Below are 15042 nucleotides of genomic sequence, written 5' to 3'. Positions count from 1 at the left end.
CACGCGTCGAGTGTCCGATTGCGCCTCTCCTGGGAGGTGTTTCAGCTTGTCTGGTCACGGAATGGGCATAGGTCGCCTGCTCACCACGGTATTGTGCGTGGGAGTGCTGGTCGGCGGGTGTACTTCGAGCTCCGATACGAACACCGCGTCGAGTACGCAGACCCCGGCGCCGGGGCAGCCGGCGGCCTGGCCGCCGAGCGAAGGCCGGGGAAAATGCGAGGTCGACAAACAGACCGACGTGCCAGCAGCCATGCGGGACGGGACGGTGTTGCGGGCCGATGTGTATCGCCCCAAGACCAACGATCCGGTCCCGGTCATTCTGATGCGCACGCAGTACGGGAAAACGGCCGCACAGATCCAACCTTCGCGCTATCAGACCCCGGATTGGTTCGCCTCGCAGTGCTATCTCGTTGTGATTCAAGACATTCGGGGCCTCGGTAAGTCGGACGGCGTCTTCACCGAGTTCGACAACGACATGCGCGACGGCTACGACAGCGTCGAGTGGGCGGCCCAAATGCCGGGCACGAACGGCAAAGTGGGCATGTACGGCTCGTCCTACATCGGCGCGACCCAGTGGCTCGCCGCGGTAGAGACCCCGCCGCACCTGGCCGCCATCGTCCCGGCCAACACCGCCTCCGACTACTACGACGGCTGGACCTACGAGGGCGGCCAATTCCGGCTCGGCTTCGTCGAGCCTTGGGCGGTGGGCACGATCGGGCTGGAAGCGGCCCAGCAGCGCAACGACACCGCCGCGGTGAACCAGATCCAGGCGGCCACGCAGAACGCCACCCACTGGCTGAATTTCCGTCCGTACAAAGACTTTCCGCCGCTGCAGCCGGGTAATCCGGCCGTCGCGCCGTGGTACTTCGACTGGATCCGCAACTCGACCTACAACGACTCCTGGAAGAACCGGAGCATTCGCGAGCGCTACCAGAACGTGAAGGTGCCGGTGCTCGACATGGAGGGCTGGTACGACGCGTTCCTCGCGGGCGGCATCGAGAACTTCACCGGCATGGTCGACAAGGGCGGCACGCCGGAGGCGCGGCAGAACCAGCGGCTGGTGATCGGCCCGTGGGACCACCTCGGCTGGGGACGGCCGACCTCGACCATCGCCCCTCGGCTCGACCAACTGGGGCCGGTCGGCAACAGCCCGATCAACGAGCTGATGCTGGCCTGGTACGACCACTTCCTCAAGGGCGTGGACAACGGCGTCGCGGGCACGCCGCGGGTCGACTACTTCGTGATGGGCGCCAACCGGTGGAAGTCGGCACCGAGCTGGCCGCTGCCGCAAACCGAGTGGGAGACTTACTATTTGAGCGGTAGCGGCGCGAGTGGCGCTGCGGGTCGCACCGGCAAGCTGGTCGAGCAGGCACCTTCCGGTCCGGCCGACGCGGACCACTATCTTTATGATCCGACCGATCCGGCACCGAGTGTCGGCGGCCATTCCTGCTGCGGCGTCGGCACGGGTCCGCAGGGACCGTTCGATCAGGCCTCCGTCGAACAGCGATCCGACGTCCTCACCTACGACACCGAACCGCTCAGCGCCGACACCGAACTCACCGGCCCGACCACGGTGAAGCTGTGGGCCTCCTCGACCGCGCCCGACACCGACTTCGTCGCCCGCCTGGAAGTCCTTGCGCCGGACGGGTCCTCGGTCAACCTCAACAACGGCATCATCCGCGCCGCGTTCCGTGACTCGCTCACCAACCCAACGCCGATCGTGCCCGGCCAGCCCTACCAGTTCACCATCAAGATCTGGCCGACCAGCTACCAGTTCAAGAAGGGCGATCGCCTCCGAATCTCGGTGTCCAGCAGCGACTATCCGCAATACGCGCCGAACCCGAACACCGGCGAACCGTTCGGCGAGAGCACCCGCACCGAACCAGCGACCCAAACCATCTACAAGGACCCCGAGCACCCGTCCTCGGTAACCGTCCCCTTCATCCCCGCCGGCAACGAGGGCGCCACGAAGTTCGATCTCACCCCGCACAAATAGGTGGCACACAGTGGCGGAGTTATCGCCACTGTGCGCCACTCGATCTCGTGACACGACAATGGCGGCGTCGAGGGGACGCCGCCATTGCCTCGGGGGGTGTTAGTTCTTGAAGGTTTCGACCTTGTTGAGCACTACATCGTCGCGCGGGGCGCCGTCGGGGCTGCCGTCCCTGGTGCCCGCGGCGGCGACGGACTGCAGGACGTCGAGGCCGCCGGTGATGCGCCCGAACGGGGTGTAGCTCGGCGGCAGCGGGCTGTCCTTGTAGACCAGGAAGAACTGGCTGCCGTTGGTGTTCGGGCCCGAGTTCGCCATCGCGACGGTGCCCGCCGGGTAGGTGGCGCCCGCCAGGTTCTCGTCGGCGATCTGGTAGCCGGGGCCGCCGGTGCCGGTGGCCGTGGGATCACCGCATTGCAGGACGAAGATGCCGTTGGTGGTGATGCGATGGCACTTGGTGTGGTTGAAGTACTGCTCGTTGGACAGGAACGCGAACGAGTTGACCGTCTGCGGCGCCCGCGCGTCCAGCGCGATATCGATTGCCCCGCAGGTGGTGTCGAGCCTCGCTGCGTAGGTGGCGCCGGGCTCGGTGGCCGCGCCGGGTGCCGGGTAGTTGTTGCGGGCGGTCACCGCGCCTTCCTCGGGCGCATTGCACTGTGCGGGCTGCTGGGTGCGCACGCTGAAGGTGTTCGCCGAAACACCGCCGGACGCGAACGCCGCGAGCGCCGCGGCGACCGCCGCGACACCGACCACGCGTAGCACTCCGCGCGGCACCCCGAATCGCCACCCGTGCTTGCTGTCGCCGAACTGCCGCCCCTGCACTTCGCTGCTCACCGCTAGGAATCTCCTTCATTCGGATTGCGCACCGGCTGATGCCGAGCCGAATCATTCCATCTCTGCGCCGTGCGCGTACCGGGACTGCCTGGATCACCCTGAAATCCGCACATTGGCAGGTAAACAGGGGTACTTCGCATAACTCACGGGTTCGTCGGTCCACTGATAGATGTTTGTGGGCTATCGAATGCGGCAGAACAGCGCTGCCACCTCGACCACAGATGTCTCTGGGCTATGGGGGAAAGCGGCGAAGTACGCGATGTCACAGTCCGGCCCGACGGATGCGGCGATAGGTGGGGACGGCGACGGTGGCGGCCGCGAGTTCGGTAGCGAGCCAGTCGAGATCGTGGTCGGTGACGGGCGAGATGGTGATGCGGAGGTGGTCGGTGGGCGGGTGATCGCCGACCACGAACGGCCCGCCGGGAGCGGCCTTGATGCCCGCGGCGGCGAGGGAGATCATGGCGGCGTTCTCGTCGGCGACGGGGAGCCAGAGGTTGATGCCGTCGCCGCGCGGGACGGTGACGCCGCGGCGGGTCAGGGCGCGGCGGAGTTCGGCTGAGCGCCTGCGGTATTCGGCGCGGGCGGTGGTGACGCCGTGGCCGGCGGTTTCGTCGTCGAGCATGCTCAGCAGCACGCGCTGCAGCAGCCGGCTGGTCCAGCCCGCGCCGAGCATGCGGCGTTCGATGACCGGGTCGAGAAGCTCGGCGGCGCCGCCCGCGACGGCCAGGCGCAGGTCGGCACCGTGGGATTTGGAGTACGAGCGGATGTGCACGGTGCGGCGGGGAATGCGGCTGCCGAGGGAACGCAGTGGGGCGGCGGCGATTCCGGCGGAGTGGTCGTCCTCGACGACGAGCGTGCCCGCGTCGAGCAGGATGTCGGACAGTTCGCGGACGCGGCGGGCGGTGAGGGAGACGCCGGTGGGATTCTGTGCGCGCGGCTGCAGGATGAGCGCGGTGGCACCGTGTTCGGCGATGGCGCGCGCGAGTTCGGCTGGCAGCACACCGGATTCGTCCATCCGGACCGGAATGGGCCGGGCGCCGAGACCGGCGAGCAGATCGAGAAACGGTGGGAAACAAGGATCTTCGACCGCCACCGCGTCGCCGAGCCGGATGTGCGCGGTCAGCAGCCGGTCGACGGCGTCGAGCGCGCCGTCGAGGACCGCGATCCGTTCGGCGCGAAAGGGCCAGTCCGCCCGGACTTTGGCGGCCAGCTCCGGCAGTACGGCTTCGCCGAGGTAGTCGGCGGCGAGGTCACTGGCCCCGTCTCGGGTCAGATCGCGCAGTGCCGCACCGAGATCAGGCAGCAGCTCGGGATCCGGGGTGCCACGGGAAAGGTCGATCCGAAAAGCACTGCTGGAGGGCGGATGCAGCCGCTGATAGCGGCCGACGGAGTTGACCGGCCCGTGGGTGGTCTGTGCGCCGACGAAGGTGCCCGCGCGTCCGCGCGCGACGATCACACCCGCCGCGGCCAGCGCCCGCCACGCCTGGTTCACTGTCGCGGGCGATACCTTCAGTTCCCGCGCGACCTCGCGCACGGTGGGCAGCCTGGCTCCTGCCGTCAAGACCCCTGAACGAATTTGTCGGCTGACCGCCGCCGCGATCCCCGCGGGCGTTCGATCTACCAACTCGGCGATGAACTGCCCCGCGCCGTCCCCGGCGACCCACGGTGTCGCCACCGGCTCGATCGTCACCGCGCCCCCCGAGGTCTACCGGCCGACTTCCCGCACTCTTCTCGATTTCCGGCACCGACAATCGCATGCGATTCCAGGTGCGGGAAATCACGAATGGTGCGGCTTGCCGAAGTGGTGTGCCGCGCAGCGGCCGACCGTATGCCGCCCGCATCGTCTGCTGACTCTCGGATTGCGTCGGTCACACGGTCATTCTGCGTCGGGCGCGGCACGGGAACCATGACCCCGCCGGAAGGTTTACGGCTACGAAACTGTTTCCGCAGTCTTGTAACACAACCGAATTGGTTCGGAGTGAAGTATAACAAAGCATGGGAATCGTTCGAGCCGCGCTCGTCCAGACGAACTGGACCGGCGACAAAGAGTCCATGATCAAAGCGCACGAGGATTACGCCCGTCAGGCGGCCGCGCAGGGCGCGAAGGTGATCTGCTTCCAGGAGCTGTTCTACGGCCCGTATTTCTGCCAGTTGCAGGACGCGAAGTTCTACGAGTACGCGGAGTCGGTGCCGGGTCCGACGACGGACCGATTCGCCGCGCTGGCAAAGGAATTGGGCATGGTGATGGTCCTGCCGGTGTACGAGCAGGAGCAGCCTGGCCTGCTCTACAACACCGCGGCGGTGATCGACGCCGACGGCAGCTACCTCGGCAAGTACCGTAAGCACCACATTCCGCACGTCAACGGCTTCTGGGAGAAATTTTACTTCCGGCCGGGCAATGTGGGCTGGCCGGTGTTCGATACCGCGGTCGGCAAGGTCGGCGTCTATATCTGTTACGACCGGCATTTCCCGGAGGGCTGGCGCGCGCTCGGCCTGGCGGGCGCGGAAATCGTGTTCAACCCGTCCGCGACCTCACGCGGCCTGTCGGCCTATCTGTGGAAGCTGGAGCAGCCTGCCGCCGCGGTGGCCAACGAGTACTACATCGGCGCGATCAACCGGGTCGGCATCGAGGAGTACGGCGACGACGACTTCTACGGCACCAGCTACTTCGTCGACCCCGAGGGTAAGTTCGTCGGCGAGGTCGCCTCGGACACCGATCCCGAACTGGTGATCCGCGACCTGGACCTGGATCTGATCAAGACGGTGCGCGACCGGTGGGCCTTCTATCGAGACCGCCGACCGGACGCCTATGGCCCGCTGGTAGCTCCCTGAGGCCGGCGGCGATCACATGACACTGACATTCATCTATGGCGGCACGGTGGTCTCGGCCACCGGATCGCAACTGCTCGACGTGCTGGTGGACGGCGAAACCATTGTCGCCGTAGTGCAACCCGGCTCGACCGCCCTCGGCGCCGACCTCACCGCCGCCGCCGAGGTGGCCATCGACGCCACCGGAAAATACGTGATTCCCGGTGGCGTGGACGGACATACGCACATGCAGATGCCGTTCGGCGGCACCGAGGCGTCCGACACCTTCGAGACCGGCACCCGCGCCGCCGCGTGGGGTGGCACCACGACGATCGTCGACTTCGTGGTCCAGACGCCGGGGGAGCGGCTGCAGGACACGCTCGGCGCGTGGCATCAGAAGGCCGCGGGCAAGTGCGCGATCGACTACGGCTTCCACCAGATCATCGGTGAGGTCAACGACGAATCCCTCAAGGGCATGAGCGAATTGGTGTCCGAGGGCGTCACCAGCTTCAAGCTGTTCATGGCCTATCCCGGCGTCTTCTACTCCACCGACGGCCAGATCCTGCGCGCCATGCAGTCGGCGGGCGATCTCGGCGCGCTACTGATGATGCACGCGGAGAACGGGATCGCCATCGACGTACTCGTCGAGCAGTCCATCGCGCGCGGCGACACCGCCCCCTACTTCCACGGCACCAGTCGCCCGTGGCAAATGGAGGAGGAGGCCACCCATCGCGCGATCATGTTGGCGCAGTTGACCGGTGCGCCACTGTACGTCGTGCATGTATCGGCGAAACAGGCGCTGGAACAGATCGCGACCGCACGGGGCAACGGCCAGAACGTCTTCGGCGAAACCTGCCCGCAGTACCTGTATCTCTCGCTCGAAGAACAGTTGGGCGCACCGGGTTTTGAAGGCGCCAAGTGGGTGTGCTCGACGCCGCTGCGGTCCAGGGCCGAGGGGCATCAGGACGAGCTGTGGCGTTACCTGCGCACCGGCGACGTGACGACGGTCAGCACCGACCACTGCCCGTTCTGCATGAAGGACCAGAAAGAGCTGGGCATCGGCGATTTCAGCAAGATCCCGAATGGGATCGGCGGCGTCGAGCATCGGATGGACCTGATGTTCCAGGGCGTCAAGAGCGGCCAGATCTCGCTCGAACGCTGGGTCGAGGTCTGCTGCACCACGCCGGCCAGAATGTTCGGCATGTACCCGCGCAAGGGCGTGATCAGTCCCGGCGCGGACGCCGACATCGTGATCTACGACCCCGACGGGCACACCAGCATCGGCCTCGGCAAGACCCATCACATGAACATGGACTACTCGGCCTACGAGGGCTTCGAGATCGACGGCCATGTCGACACCGTGCTCTCCCGCGGCCGGGTGGTCATCGACAACGGCGCGTACCTCGGCAGCGCAGGGCACGGCCGGTTCGTCAAACGTGAACTGTCGCAGAACCTGATCTGACAGCACAGCTGTCGCCGACTTCGAAACGGAGAGTGCCGCATGGACATCGGTGTGGTGCTGCAATGCACACCCCCCGCCTCCCGGGTGGTCGAACTGGCCAGACAGGCCGAGACCCACGGGTTCTCGCACGTCTGGACGTTCGACTCGCACCTGCTGTGGCAGGAGCCGTACGTCATCTACAGCCAGATCCTCGCCGCCACCAGGAAAGTCGTGGTCGGTCCGATGGTGACCAACCCGGCCACCAGGGACTGGACGGTGACCGCGTCCACCTTCGCCACCCTGAACGACATGTTCGGCAATCGCACCGTCTGCGGCATCGGCCGCGGCGACTCGGCGGTCCGCACGCTCGGTGGTAAGCCGACCACCCTCGCCACCCTGCGCGAATCCATCGAGGTGATCCGGGAACTCGGAAACGGCCGCAGCGCCCGCGTCGGTGACACCATCGTGCGGTTCCCCTGGGCCGCAGCCTCCCGGCTGGAGGTCTGGATGGCCGGATACGGGCCGCGCGCACTGGATCTCACCGGCGAGGTGGCCGACGGGTTCATCCTGCAGCTGGCCGACCCGGACATCACCGCGTGGACCATCGCTCGGGTGCGAGCCGCGGCCGAGCGTGCCGGGCGAGACCCAGGCGCGGTGCAGATCTGTGTCGCCGCACCGGCTTACGTCACCGACGGATCGGACGCAGCGTTGGCGCACGCTCGCGAACAGTGCCGCTGGTTCGGCGGCATGGTCGGCAACCACGTGGCCGATATCGTGGCGAAATACGGTGCGGGCAGCGATGTTCCGGCCGCGCTCACCGAGTACATCGCGGGCAGGCAAGGTTACGACTACAACCAGCACGGCCGCGCGGGCAACACACACGCCGACTTCGTGCCCGACACCATCGTGGACCGCTTCTGCCTGCTCGGCACGCCCGACGACCAGCTGACCCGGCTGCGTGAGCTGGAAAAGCTCGGGGTAGACCAGTTCGCGGTCTACCTGCAGCACGACGCGAAAACCGCGACACTCGAGGCATACGGCGAATCGGTCCTGCCCCGGCTGGCGCACCCCGTCACCGCCACGGAAGGCGCCTGATGTCGACACGCGCTGGCCGGTCGGCGGCGTCGCGCGCGCTGATCGAGGCGCCACAGCTCGCCCCGCGCACGAACTATTCCGCTGCGCGTGGAATCGCTAGCATTTTCGTGCGCGGTGCGCGGCGGGTGTGCTCGGTGTCCTTGGCGGCCAGATGAGATTACGGACGGCCCGCGTGGTCTATGCGGTGACCGTGCTGGTACTGGTGCTTGCGCTCTGGGAGTTGGTGAAACTCGTTGTGCCGGAACGTGGTGTGAGCATCGGTGACCAGCGGGTGCTACCGCGCACCGGCGATGGCGCGCTGCCGCACGTGTGGTCGGTGGTGACGGTGCTCGGCGAGCGGGACAATTCCGGCACGGTCGGGGAAACCTTGCTCCGGACAGCGGGATTCACCTTCGGGCTGGCCATGCTCGCGCTGCTCATCGGCACCGTGGTCGGGGTGGCGCTGGCCGTCCTCATGCAGCGTTTCGCCTGGGTCGAACGCGGACTGTTGCCCTATATCATTGTCTCGCAGACGGTTCCGTTGATCGCGCTGGCCCCGCTCGTGGCCGGCTGGGGCGGCAAAATCGTGATCGCGGGCGAGCCGTGGCGGCCGTGGATGAGCATCGCGGTGATCGCGTCGTACCTGGCGTTCTTCCCGGTGGCGGTCGGCATGCTGCGCGGGTTGCAGGCGCCGTCGAAGGCGTCGGTGGAACTGCTGCACAGTTATTCGGCCAGCTGGTGGGAAACCTTGGTGCACTTGCGGTTACCCTCCGCGGTCCCACACTTCCTGCCTGCCTTGCGATTGGCCGCGGCCGCCTCGGTGATCGGCGCGGTGGTGGCGGAGATCTCCACGGGCACCGCGGGCGGCATCGGCCGCCAGATCATCGTGTTCGCCCAGCAAGCCACCGGCGACGCCGCCCGGCTCTACGCGGCGGTACTGGCCGCCGCGCTGCTCGGTGTCGCGGTCACCGGCATCGTCGGCCTTGCCGAACTGGGCTTGCGCCGCTACAGCCGACCCGCAGGCGCGTCCCGTTCGCCGGGCGGCACCCGATGAACCGCCGCGCCCGAATCGTCGAGCCAGGATCGCGCATCGTCCTAATCGTGCGCCCCGCCGGTTCTGCTCGTTTTCCGAGGGGCGACCGATGAGCGCGCGTCGGCTGATCGCAGTTCGGCCGCACGAGTCGATACATCGCCACACCCGTCCGCCCGCCCGGGTTGGCAGCTTTCCAGGAGGTATCCGTTGACCGCCAAAGCACAACCGGCCGTCGCCACGGCGGCGCCGGAGCAGGTGGGTGCCGTCGATCTCGCCGGCCAAGCCGCCGAGCGCATCGCCGCGGTGGAACTCGCGGGCGTGGGCAAGATCTACGCCGCGGGCTCGGTCACCGCACTGATGGATGTCTCGCTGACCGTCGCCGCGGGCGAATTCGTCTCGCTCATCGGCCCTTCCGGCTGCGGCAAGTCGACTTTGCTTCGCATCATCGCCGATCTGGAGCAGCCGACCGGTGGCACCGTCACGGTGCACGGCAAGTCCGCCAGGCAGGCGCGGATCAACCAGGACTACGGCATCGCCTTCCAGCAATCCGGACTCCTGGATTGGCGCACCATTCAGGCGAATGTCGAACTGCCGCTGGAACTGCACAAGGTGCCGAGGAGTGAAAGGCGCTCGCGCAGTGCCGAACTGCTCGAGATGGCGGGACTGACCGATTTCGCCAAGCGCTATCCCGCCGAGCTGTCCGGCGGCATGCAGCAGCGGGTCGCGATCGTGCGGGCGCTGGCGCCCAAGCCTTCCCTGTTGCTGATGGACGAGCCCTTCGGCGCCCTCGACGAGATGACGCGCGAACGAATGCAGGGGGAGCTGCTGCGGATCGCGGGGGAGACCGAGGCCGCCGTGGTCTTTGTGACGCACTCGATTCCGGAGGCGGTGTTCCTGTCCGACCGGGTGGTGGTCATGTCGCCGCGGCCGGGCCGCATTACCGAGATCGTGCCGACCGGCGGCTGGGGCAGGCGCGACGCGGCCGAGGCGGGCGACAATATTCGCTCCAGCCCAGCGTTTTTCGCGGCGGTGGCGGCCGTACGCGCGGCGCTGCGCGGCGGCCACGACGGGTCGGCGTGATGACCGCATCATGGAAAACGGTGTTGCCGCCGTTGCTGTTCGGCGTCGGCGGGCTCGCGCTGTGGCAGCTGTTGACCGTCGTGGCCGGGGTGCCGTCGTTCCTGCTCCCCGCGCCCACCGCGATCGCGAGTGAATTCACCGAGAACTTCGGCCGCATCGCCGACGCCGCGACCGCCACCGGAACCAACGCGTTCATCGGCCTCGTGGTCGGCGCGGTGCTCGGTATCGTGGCCGCGATGCTGGCCGTCCGGTTCCATTTGGTCGAGGGACTGCTGACGCCGCTGTCCGCCGCCGCGGCCGCCGTGCCGATCGTTGCCCTTGCGCCCCTGCTGAATTCGATGTATTCGACCACCACGGACACCCCGCGCCGGATGGTCGTCACCATCGTGGTGTTCTTCCCGATGTTCGTCAGCACGGCCAGGGGCCTGCGTCAGGTCCCGCAGGTCCACACGGACCTGATGACGTCGTACGCGGCGGGCGGCTGGCAGATCACCCGCACCGTCCGGCTGCCCGCGGCGCTGCCGTACCTGTTCACCGGCCTGCGCATCGCCGCACCGGGCGCGGTGATCGCGGCCATCATCGCCGAATACTTCGGCGGGCTGCAGAACGGCCTCGGCAGCCGCATCACCTCCGCCGCGGCCAATACCGCATACCCAAGGGCGTGGGCCTACGTGGCGGGCGCCGTGCTCGTCGGCCTGATCTTCTTGGCCGCCGTCCTACTCCTCGAACAGCTCACCCGTAGACCCCGCAGCACCTTCTGGAGATCTAGATGACACAGTCCACCAAGCGATTCCGTACCTGTCTGGCGCTCGCCGCGCTGGTCGCGGCGGCGCTCACCGGTTGCAGCACCACCGACAGCGGCTCGGGCACCACCGCCGACGGGCTCACCAAGGTGCGCCTGCAACTGCAATGGTTCAAACAGGGACAGTTCGCGGGCTACCTGGCCGCGGTCGACCAGGGTTACTACAAGGAACAGGGCTTGTCCGTCGAAATCCTCGACGGCGGAACGGATATCGTCCCGCAGACGGTACTCGCACAGGGCCAGGCCGACTACGCCATCGCCTGGGTGCCGAAGGCGCTGGCCTCCCGCGAGGCGGGCGCTGGCATCACCGACGTGGCACAGATCTTCCAGCGCTCCGGCACCAAACAGGTGTCGTTCACCTCGGAGAACATCGCCAACGCGGCCGCCCTGCGCGGCAAGACGGTCGGAAACTGGGGCTACGGCAATGAATTCGAGCTCTTCGCGGGCATGACGAAGGCGGGCATCGACCCGGCCAAGGACGTCAAGCTGGTGCAGCAGCAGTTCGACATGAACGCCTTCCTCGCCAAAGACATCGCCGCCGCCCAGGCCATGTCGTACAACGAGTACGCCCAGCTGCTGGAAACCAAGAACCCGGCAACCGGAAAGCTCTACACCGCAGACGATTTCGCGACCATCGATTGGAACCGCGAGGGCGTCGCCATGTTGCAGGACGCCATCTGGGCCAACACCGAGAAGCTGAAAGACGCCAAATACCAAGACCAGACGGTGAAGTTCATCGCGGCCTCGCTGAAAGGCTGGGTCTTCTGCCGCGACCACCTGGACAAGTGCCGCGACATCACCGTCGCCGCGGGCAGCACGCTCGGCGCGTCGCATCAGCAGTGGCAGATCAACGAGGTGAACAAGCTGATCTGGCCCTCGCCCGCGGGCATCGGCATGGTCGACAGCGCGGCCTGGGCGCGGACCGTGCAGATCGCCAAGGACACCAAGAACCAAGAGGGCGCAACGGTCCTGAAGAAGAATCCCGACGCGGACGCCTACACGAGCGACTACGTGATGAAGGCGCTGGAGCTGCTGATGGCCAATGGCGTCGACGTAACCGGTCCGGGATACGCGCCGCAGCAAGTCACGCTCACCGAAGGGGGTAAATGACCCGGCCGAGTAGGTCCGGCCTGGACGGACATTCCCCGCCCTGAACGAGGAGACACGGCAGGCAATCGGCCCGATATTGTCCGCGCAGGCCGGGGCGGACCACCAGCTCTCGCCGCGCCGAGCTGCTATTCGTCGTCGGCCGGCAGCTCCCGGAACACGGCCAGCGCGGCCGGCTGACTGGCGAAGTCCAAGTGCTGTGCCGTGTGGTTGACTTCGCCGTCGGTGGCCAGTGAGACCCGGGCGCCGTTGACCTGGACGTCGAGGTGGTCGACGCGTCGGTGCACGTAGGTGTCCGAGCGGTTCAGCGTTCCGGTGAAGGTCGCGAAGATCAGGCGGAGGCGGGAAAAGCGAAGGTCCGCACGGAGATACCGGACGTCGAGGGTGCCGTCGTGCATGCGAGGCCGCGACATCGGGATCTGGTCGGCCGGGTCGTACGCGCCGTTGCCGAGGAACAGCATCCAGAGGTCGCTGGGGGTGCCGTCGATCGTGGCGTGTAGTGGTTGCGCGCGAAACAGCACGCACAGCATGGCGAATCCGGCCGCGGGCCATTTGCCAATCCGTCGTTCCCACCGTTCGCGCAGGCGAACGAAGTCGGGGTAGCCGCCGAGGCTCGCGGTGTTGATGAAGGTGCGTTCCTCGGCGTCGTCCAACCGCACCCGGGCGGTGTCGGTGAGTACGAGCTGACCGGAATCGAGTGCGGCAAGGGTGGTTACGGGATTCTCCACGCCGATATCGCGCGCGAAGTGGTTGAGCGTCCCGCCGGCGAACACCGCCAACGGAAGATTGTGTCGCACAGCGGCTTCCGCAACGGTCGACACCGTCCCGTCGCCGCCGAGCACGCCGAGCGCCGCGATATCGTCGCGCCGCACCCGCGCATCGATCTCCGCGACGAGGTCGATGTCGCCGTCGAGTTCGAGGATCTGCGCGGCGGGCAACCGATCGCGCAACAGCTGCGCCAGTTCGCCGCCGTCGTCGGTGCCCGAGGACGGGTTGACCACGAATAGCAGCCCGCGCCCCTCGGGCAGCGGTTCGGTGCGCTTGGCCGCACCCAGCGTGGCGGGTTCGTCGTCGCGCACCGCCCACCATCGCCTGGTCGCCAGCGCGACCCCGGAGCCGAGCGCCGCGCCGACCACCACGTCGGAGGGCCAGTGCACGCCGATGTGCACCCGCGAATAGGCGACCGCGACCGCGAGCGGCGCGATCACCGCGGCCGTCCCCGGCGACTCCAACGCCACCGCGGTGGTGAACGCCGCCGCCGACGCGGCGTGGCCGGACGGGAACGAGGAGGACACCGGCGGTTTGACCAGCCGCCGCAGCAGCGGCACCGCCTCCACCGGCGGCCGTCGCCGCGGGAACAACGGCTTGGCGACACCGTTGGCCAGGCCGCTCGCCATGCCCACCGCCGCGAGACCGCGCACCGCACCGCGCCGCTGCGCCCGGCCGCCCGCCACGAAGAGCCCGGCGGCGATCGCCATCCAGAGGCGACTGTGGTTGGCGCTCATGCTGAGGGAACGCAGGGCATGGTCGGCGGGCGTCGGTCGCAAACGCGCGGTGCGCTGCACGAGGCGGCGATCCAGGGCGTTGATCCGGTTCAGTCGTTTACGCATCGAATCGAGCTTATCCAGCAAAACCGCCGTCAAACGGTGCCGCCACGCCTATGTCGGCAGCGGCACACCGGCGGCTCGGTACCCTGCTTACATGACATCTGGGCAGACGGAGATCTGGCACAACCCGCAGTGCTCCAAGAGCCGCACTGCCACCGCGTTTCTGGACGAGGCAGGCGTCGAGTACTCGGTGCGGCGCTACCTCGACGCGCCGCCGACCGCGGACGAGTTGCGGTCCGTGCTGCAGCGACTCGGCGCCGAACCGTGGGACATCACCCGCACCGGCGAGCAGATCGCCAAGGATCTAGGGATGTCGAAGTGGGGCCGCACGGCCGCCGATCGGGACCGGTGGATCGAGGCGCTCGCCGAGCACCCGAGGCTGATCCAGCGGCCCATCGTGCTGACCGCGGACGGCGGCGCGGTGGTCGCCCGCGACGACGCCGCATTGCGGTCGCTCGAGTAAGCGGTCACACCCCCGGATAGTGGTGTTCCTGCCGCCGCGAATCAGCCGGTAGGGTCGCGGAATATGAAGGTACAACTGCGCCACAACCCCGCCTCGACGATCGCGCGGTGCTTCCTCGCCGGCGGCGAGCCGATGCGGGTCGAGAGCGGCGCCATGGTCGCCCACTCGGCGGGAGTCACATTGGCGGCCAAGGCCGAAGGCGGCATCCTGGCCGGACTGAAGCGCTCGGTGCTCGCCGGTGAATCGTTCTTCGTCTCGACGTTCACCGCGCCGCAGCAGGGCGGCTGGGTGGATGTGGCGCCCGCGCTGCCCGGCGACATGCTGAATTTGCAGATCGCCCAGGACCGCCCGTTCTTCATCAGCCGCGGCGGCTGGATCGCGAATTCCCATGGGGTGCAGGTGGAAAGCAAGTGGGGCGGCTTCGCGAACCTGTTCGGCGGCGAGGGTGGCTTCGGTCTGCGCGCGCACGGCGAGGGCGAGATCGTGGTCGGGGTGTTCGGCGCGATCGACGTCATCGATCTGCAGCCGGGGGAGCCGATCACCATCGACACCGGCCATGTCGTCGCCTACGACCTGGCGATGAACTTCACTATCCGCCGCGCGGTGGTCGGCAGGTCCATCCAATCGCTGAAGTCCGGTGAGGGTTTCGTCTTCGACTTCGTCGGGCCGGGCCGGGTGCTGCTGCAGACGAGGAACCCTGGCGCTTTCGCCGCGTGGGCAAGTTCGGTAGCCTCCTCCGGGTAATCCGGCGCGGCGACATCGATGTGCACTCGGTGTTCAGGCCTCGGCCAGGTCGGTCGTCA

General features: G+C 67.6%; 13 protein-coding genes. 10 read left to right on the top strand and 3 right to left on the bottom strand.

Annotated features, from left to right (window positions below; all coding sequences use genetic code 11):
* Positions 1-61: 61 nt before the first annotated feature.
* On the top strand, positions 62-1996 hold the full coding sequence (locus ACIA8C_RS14380; RefSeq protein ID WP_397134580.1) for a CocE/NonD family hydrolase: 1935 nt from the start codon (positions 62-64) through the stop codon (positions 1994-1996).
* A 99-nt stretch (positions 1997-2095) separates the two neighbouring features.
* On the opposite strand, the gene ACIA8C_RS14375 is transcribed toward ACIA8C_RS14380, so the two are convergent.
* Positions 2096-2824, bottom strand: a complete 729-nt coding sequence (locus tag ACIA8C_RS14375; protein WP_397134577.1) for a peptidylprolyl isomerase — start codon at positions 2822-2824, stop codon at positions 2096-2098.
* 262 nt (positions 2825-3086) lie between these two features.
* Entirely contained in the window at positions 3087-4499 is a 1413-nt protein-coding gene (locus tag ACIA8C_RS14370) for a PLP-dependent aminotransferase family protein (RefSeq protein WP_397134574.1), read from the bottom strand.
* A gap of 320 nt (positions 4500-4819) precedes the next feature.
* On the opposite strand from ACIA8C_RS14370, the gene ACIA8C_RS14365 reads away from it, so the two are divergent.
* From ACIA8C_RS14365 to ACIA8C_RS14335, 7 genes are all read left to right on the top strand, one after another.
* On the top strand, positions 4820-5656 hold the full coding sequence (locus ACIA8C_RS14365) for a nitrilase-related carbon-nitrogen hydrolase (protein WP_397134571.1): 837 nt from the start codon (positions 4820-4822) through the stop codon (positions 5654-5656).
* Positions 5657-5672: 16 nt separating this feature from the next.
* Positions 5673-7094, top strand: a complete 1422-nt coding sequence (hydA, locus tag ACIA8C_RS14360) for a dihydropyrimidinase (protein ID WP_397134569.1) — start codon at positions 5673-5675, stop codon at positions 7092-7094.
* A 39-nt stretch (positions 7095-7133) separates the two neighbouring features.
* Complete coding sequence (locus ACIA8C_RS14355) at positions 7134-8168, top strand: TIGR03842 family LLM class F420-dependent oxidoreductase (protein WP_397134567.1); 1035 nt, start codon at positions 7134-7136, stop codon at positions 8166-8168.
* A 151-nt stretch (positions 8169-8319) separates the two neighbouring features.
* A complete protein-coding gene (locus ACIA8C_RS14350; protein ID WP_397134565.1) occupies positions 8320-9201 on the top strand; it encodes an ABC transporter permease in 882 nt (293 codons plus the stop codon).
* A 186-nt stretch (positions 9202-9387) separates the two neighbouring features.
* Complete coding sequence (locus ACIA8C_RS14345) at positions 9388-10260, top strand: ABC transporter ATP-binding protein (RefSeq protein ID WP_397134563.1); 873 nt, start codon at positions 9388-9390, stop codon at positions 10258-10260.
* Positions 10260-11033, top strand: a complete 774-nt coding sequence (locus tag ACIA8C_RS14340; protein WP_397134561.1) for an ABC transporter permease — start codon at positions 10260-10262, stop codon at positions 11031-11033. Before ACIA8C_RS14345 ends, ACIA8C_RS14340 begins: the two co-directional genes overlap by 1 nt.
* The gene (locus ACIA8C_RS14335) at positions 11030-12172 is read left to right on the top strand and encodes an ABC transporter substrate-binding protein (protein WP_397134559.1); all 1143 of its coding nucleotides are present in this window, start codon (positions 11030-11032) and stop codon (positions 12170-12172) included. The genes ACIA8C_RS14340 and ACIA8C_RS14335 overlap by 4 nt, the downstream gene beginning before the upstream one ends.
* 125 nt (positions 12173-12297) lie before the next feature.
* On the opposite strand, the gene ACIA8C_RS14330 is transcribed toward ACIA8C_RS14335, so the two are convergent.
* Positions 12298-13779, bottom strand: coding sequence for a bifunctional phosphatase PAP2/diacylglycerol kinase family protein (locus ACIA8C_RS14330; protein WP_397134557.1), 1482 nt, complete (start codon positions 13777-13779; stop codon positions 12298-12300).
* 91 nt (positions 13780-13870) lie between these two features.
* Between ACIA8C_RS14330 and ACIA8C_RS14325 the strand changes: the two genes are divergently transcribed.
* Both ACIA8C_RS14325 and ACIA8C_RS14320 read left to right on the top strand, forming a co-directional pair.
* Positions 13871-14239, top strand: coding sequence for an arsenate reductase family protein (locus ACIA8C_RS14325; protein WP_397134555.1), 369 nt, complete (start codon positions 13871-13873; stop codon positions 14237-14239).
* 63 nt (positions 14240-14302) lie between these two features.
* The gene (locus tag ACIA8C_RS14320; RefSeq protein WP_397134553.1) at positions 14303-14983 is read left to right on the top strand and encodes a TIGR00266 family protein; all 681 of its coding nucleotides are present in this window, start codon (positions 14303-14305) and stop codon (positions 14981-14983) included.
* Positions 14984-15042: the final 59 nt, after the last annotated feature.

This window comes from Nocardia sp. NPDC051321 (assembly GCF_044455225.1).
GTDB lineage: Bacteria > Actinomycetota > Actinomycetes > Mycobacteriales > Mycobacteriaceae > Nocardia.
Note: the sequence above shows the minus strand (reverse complement) of the source record. Positions and strands in the feature narration are given on the sequence as shown.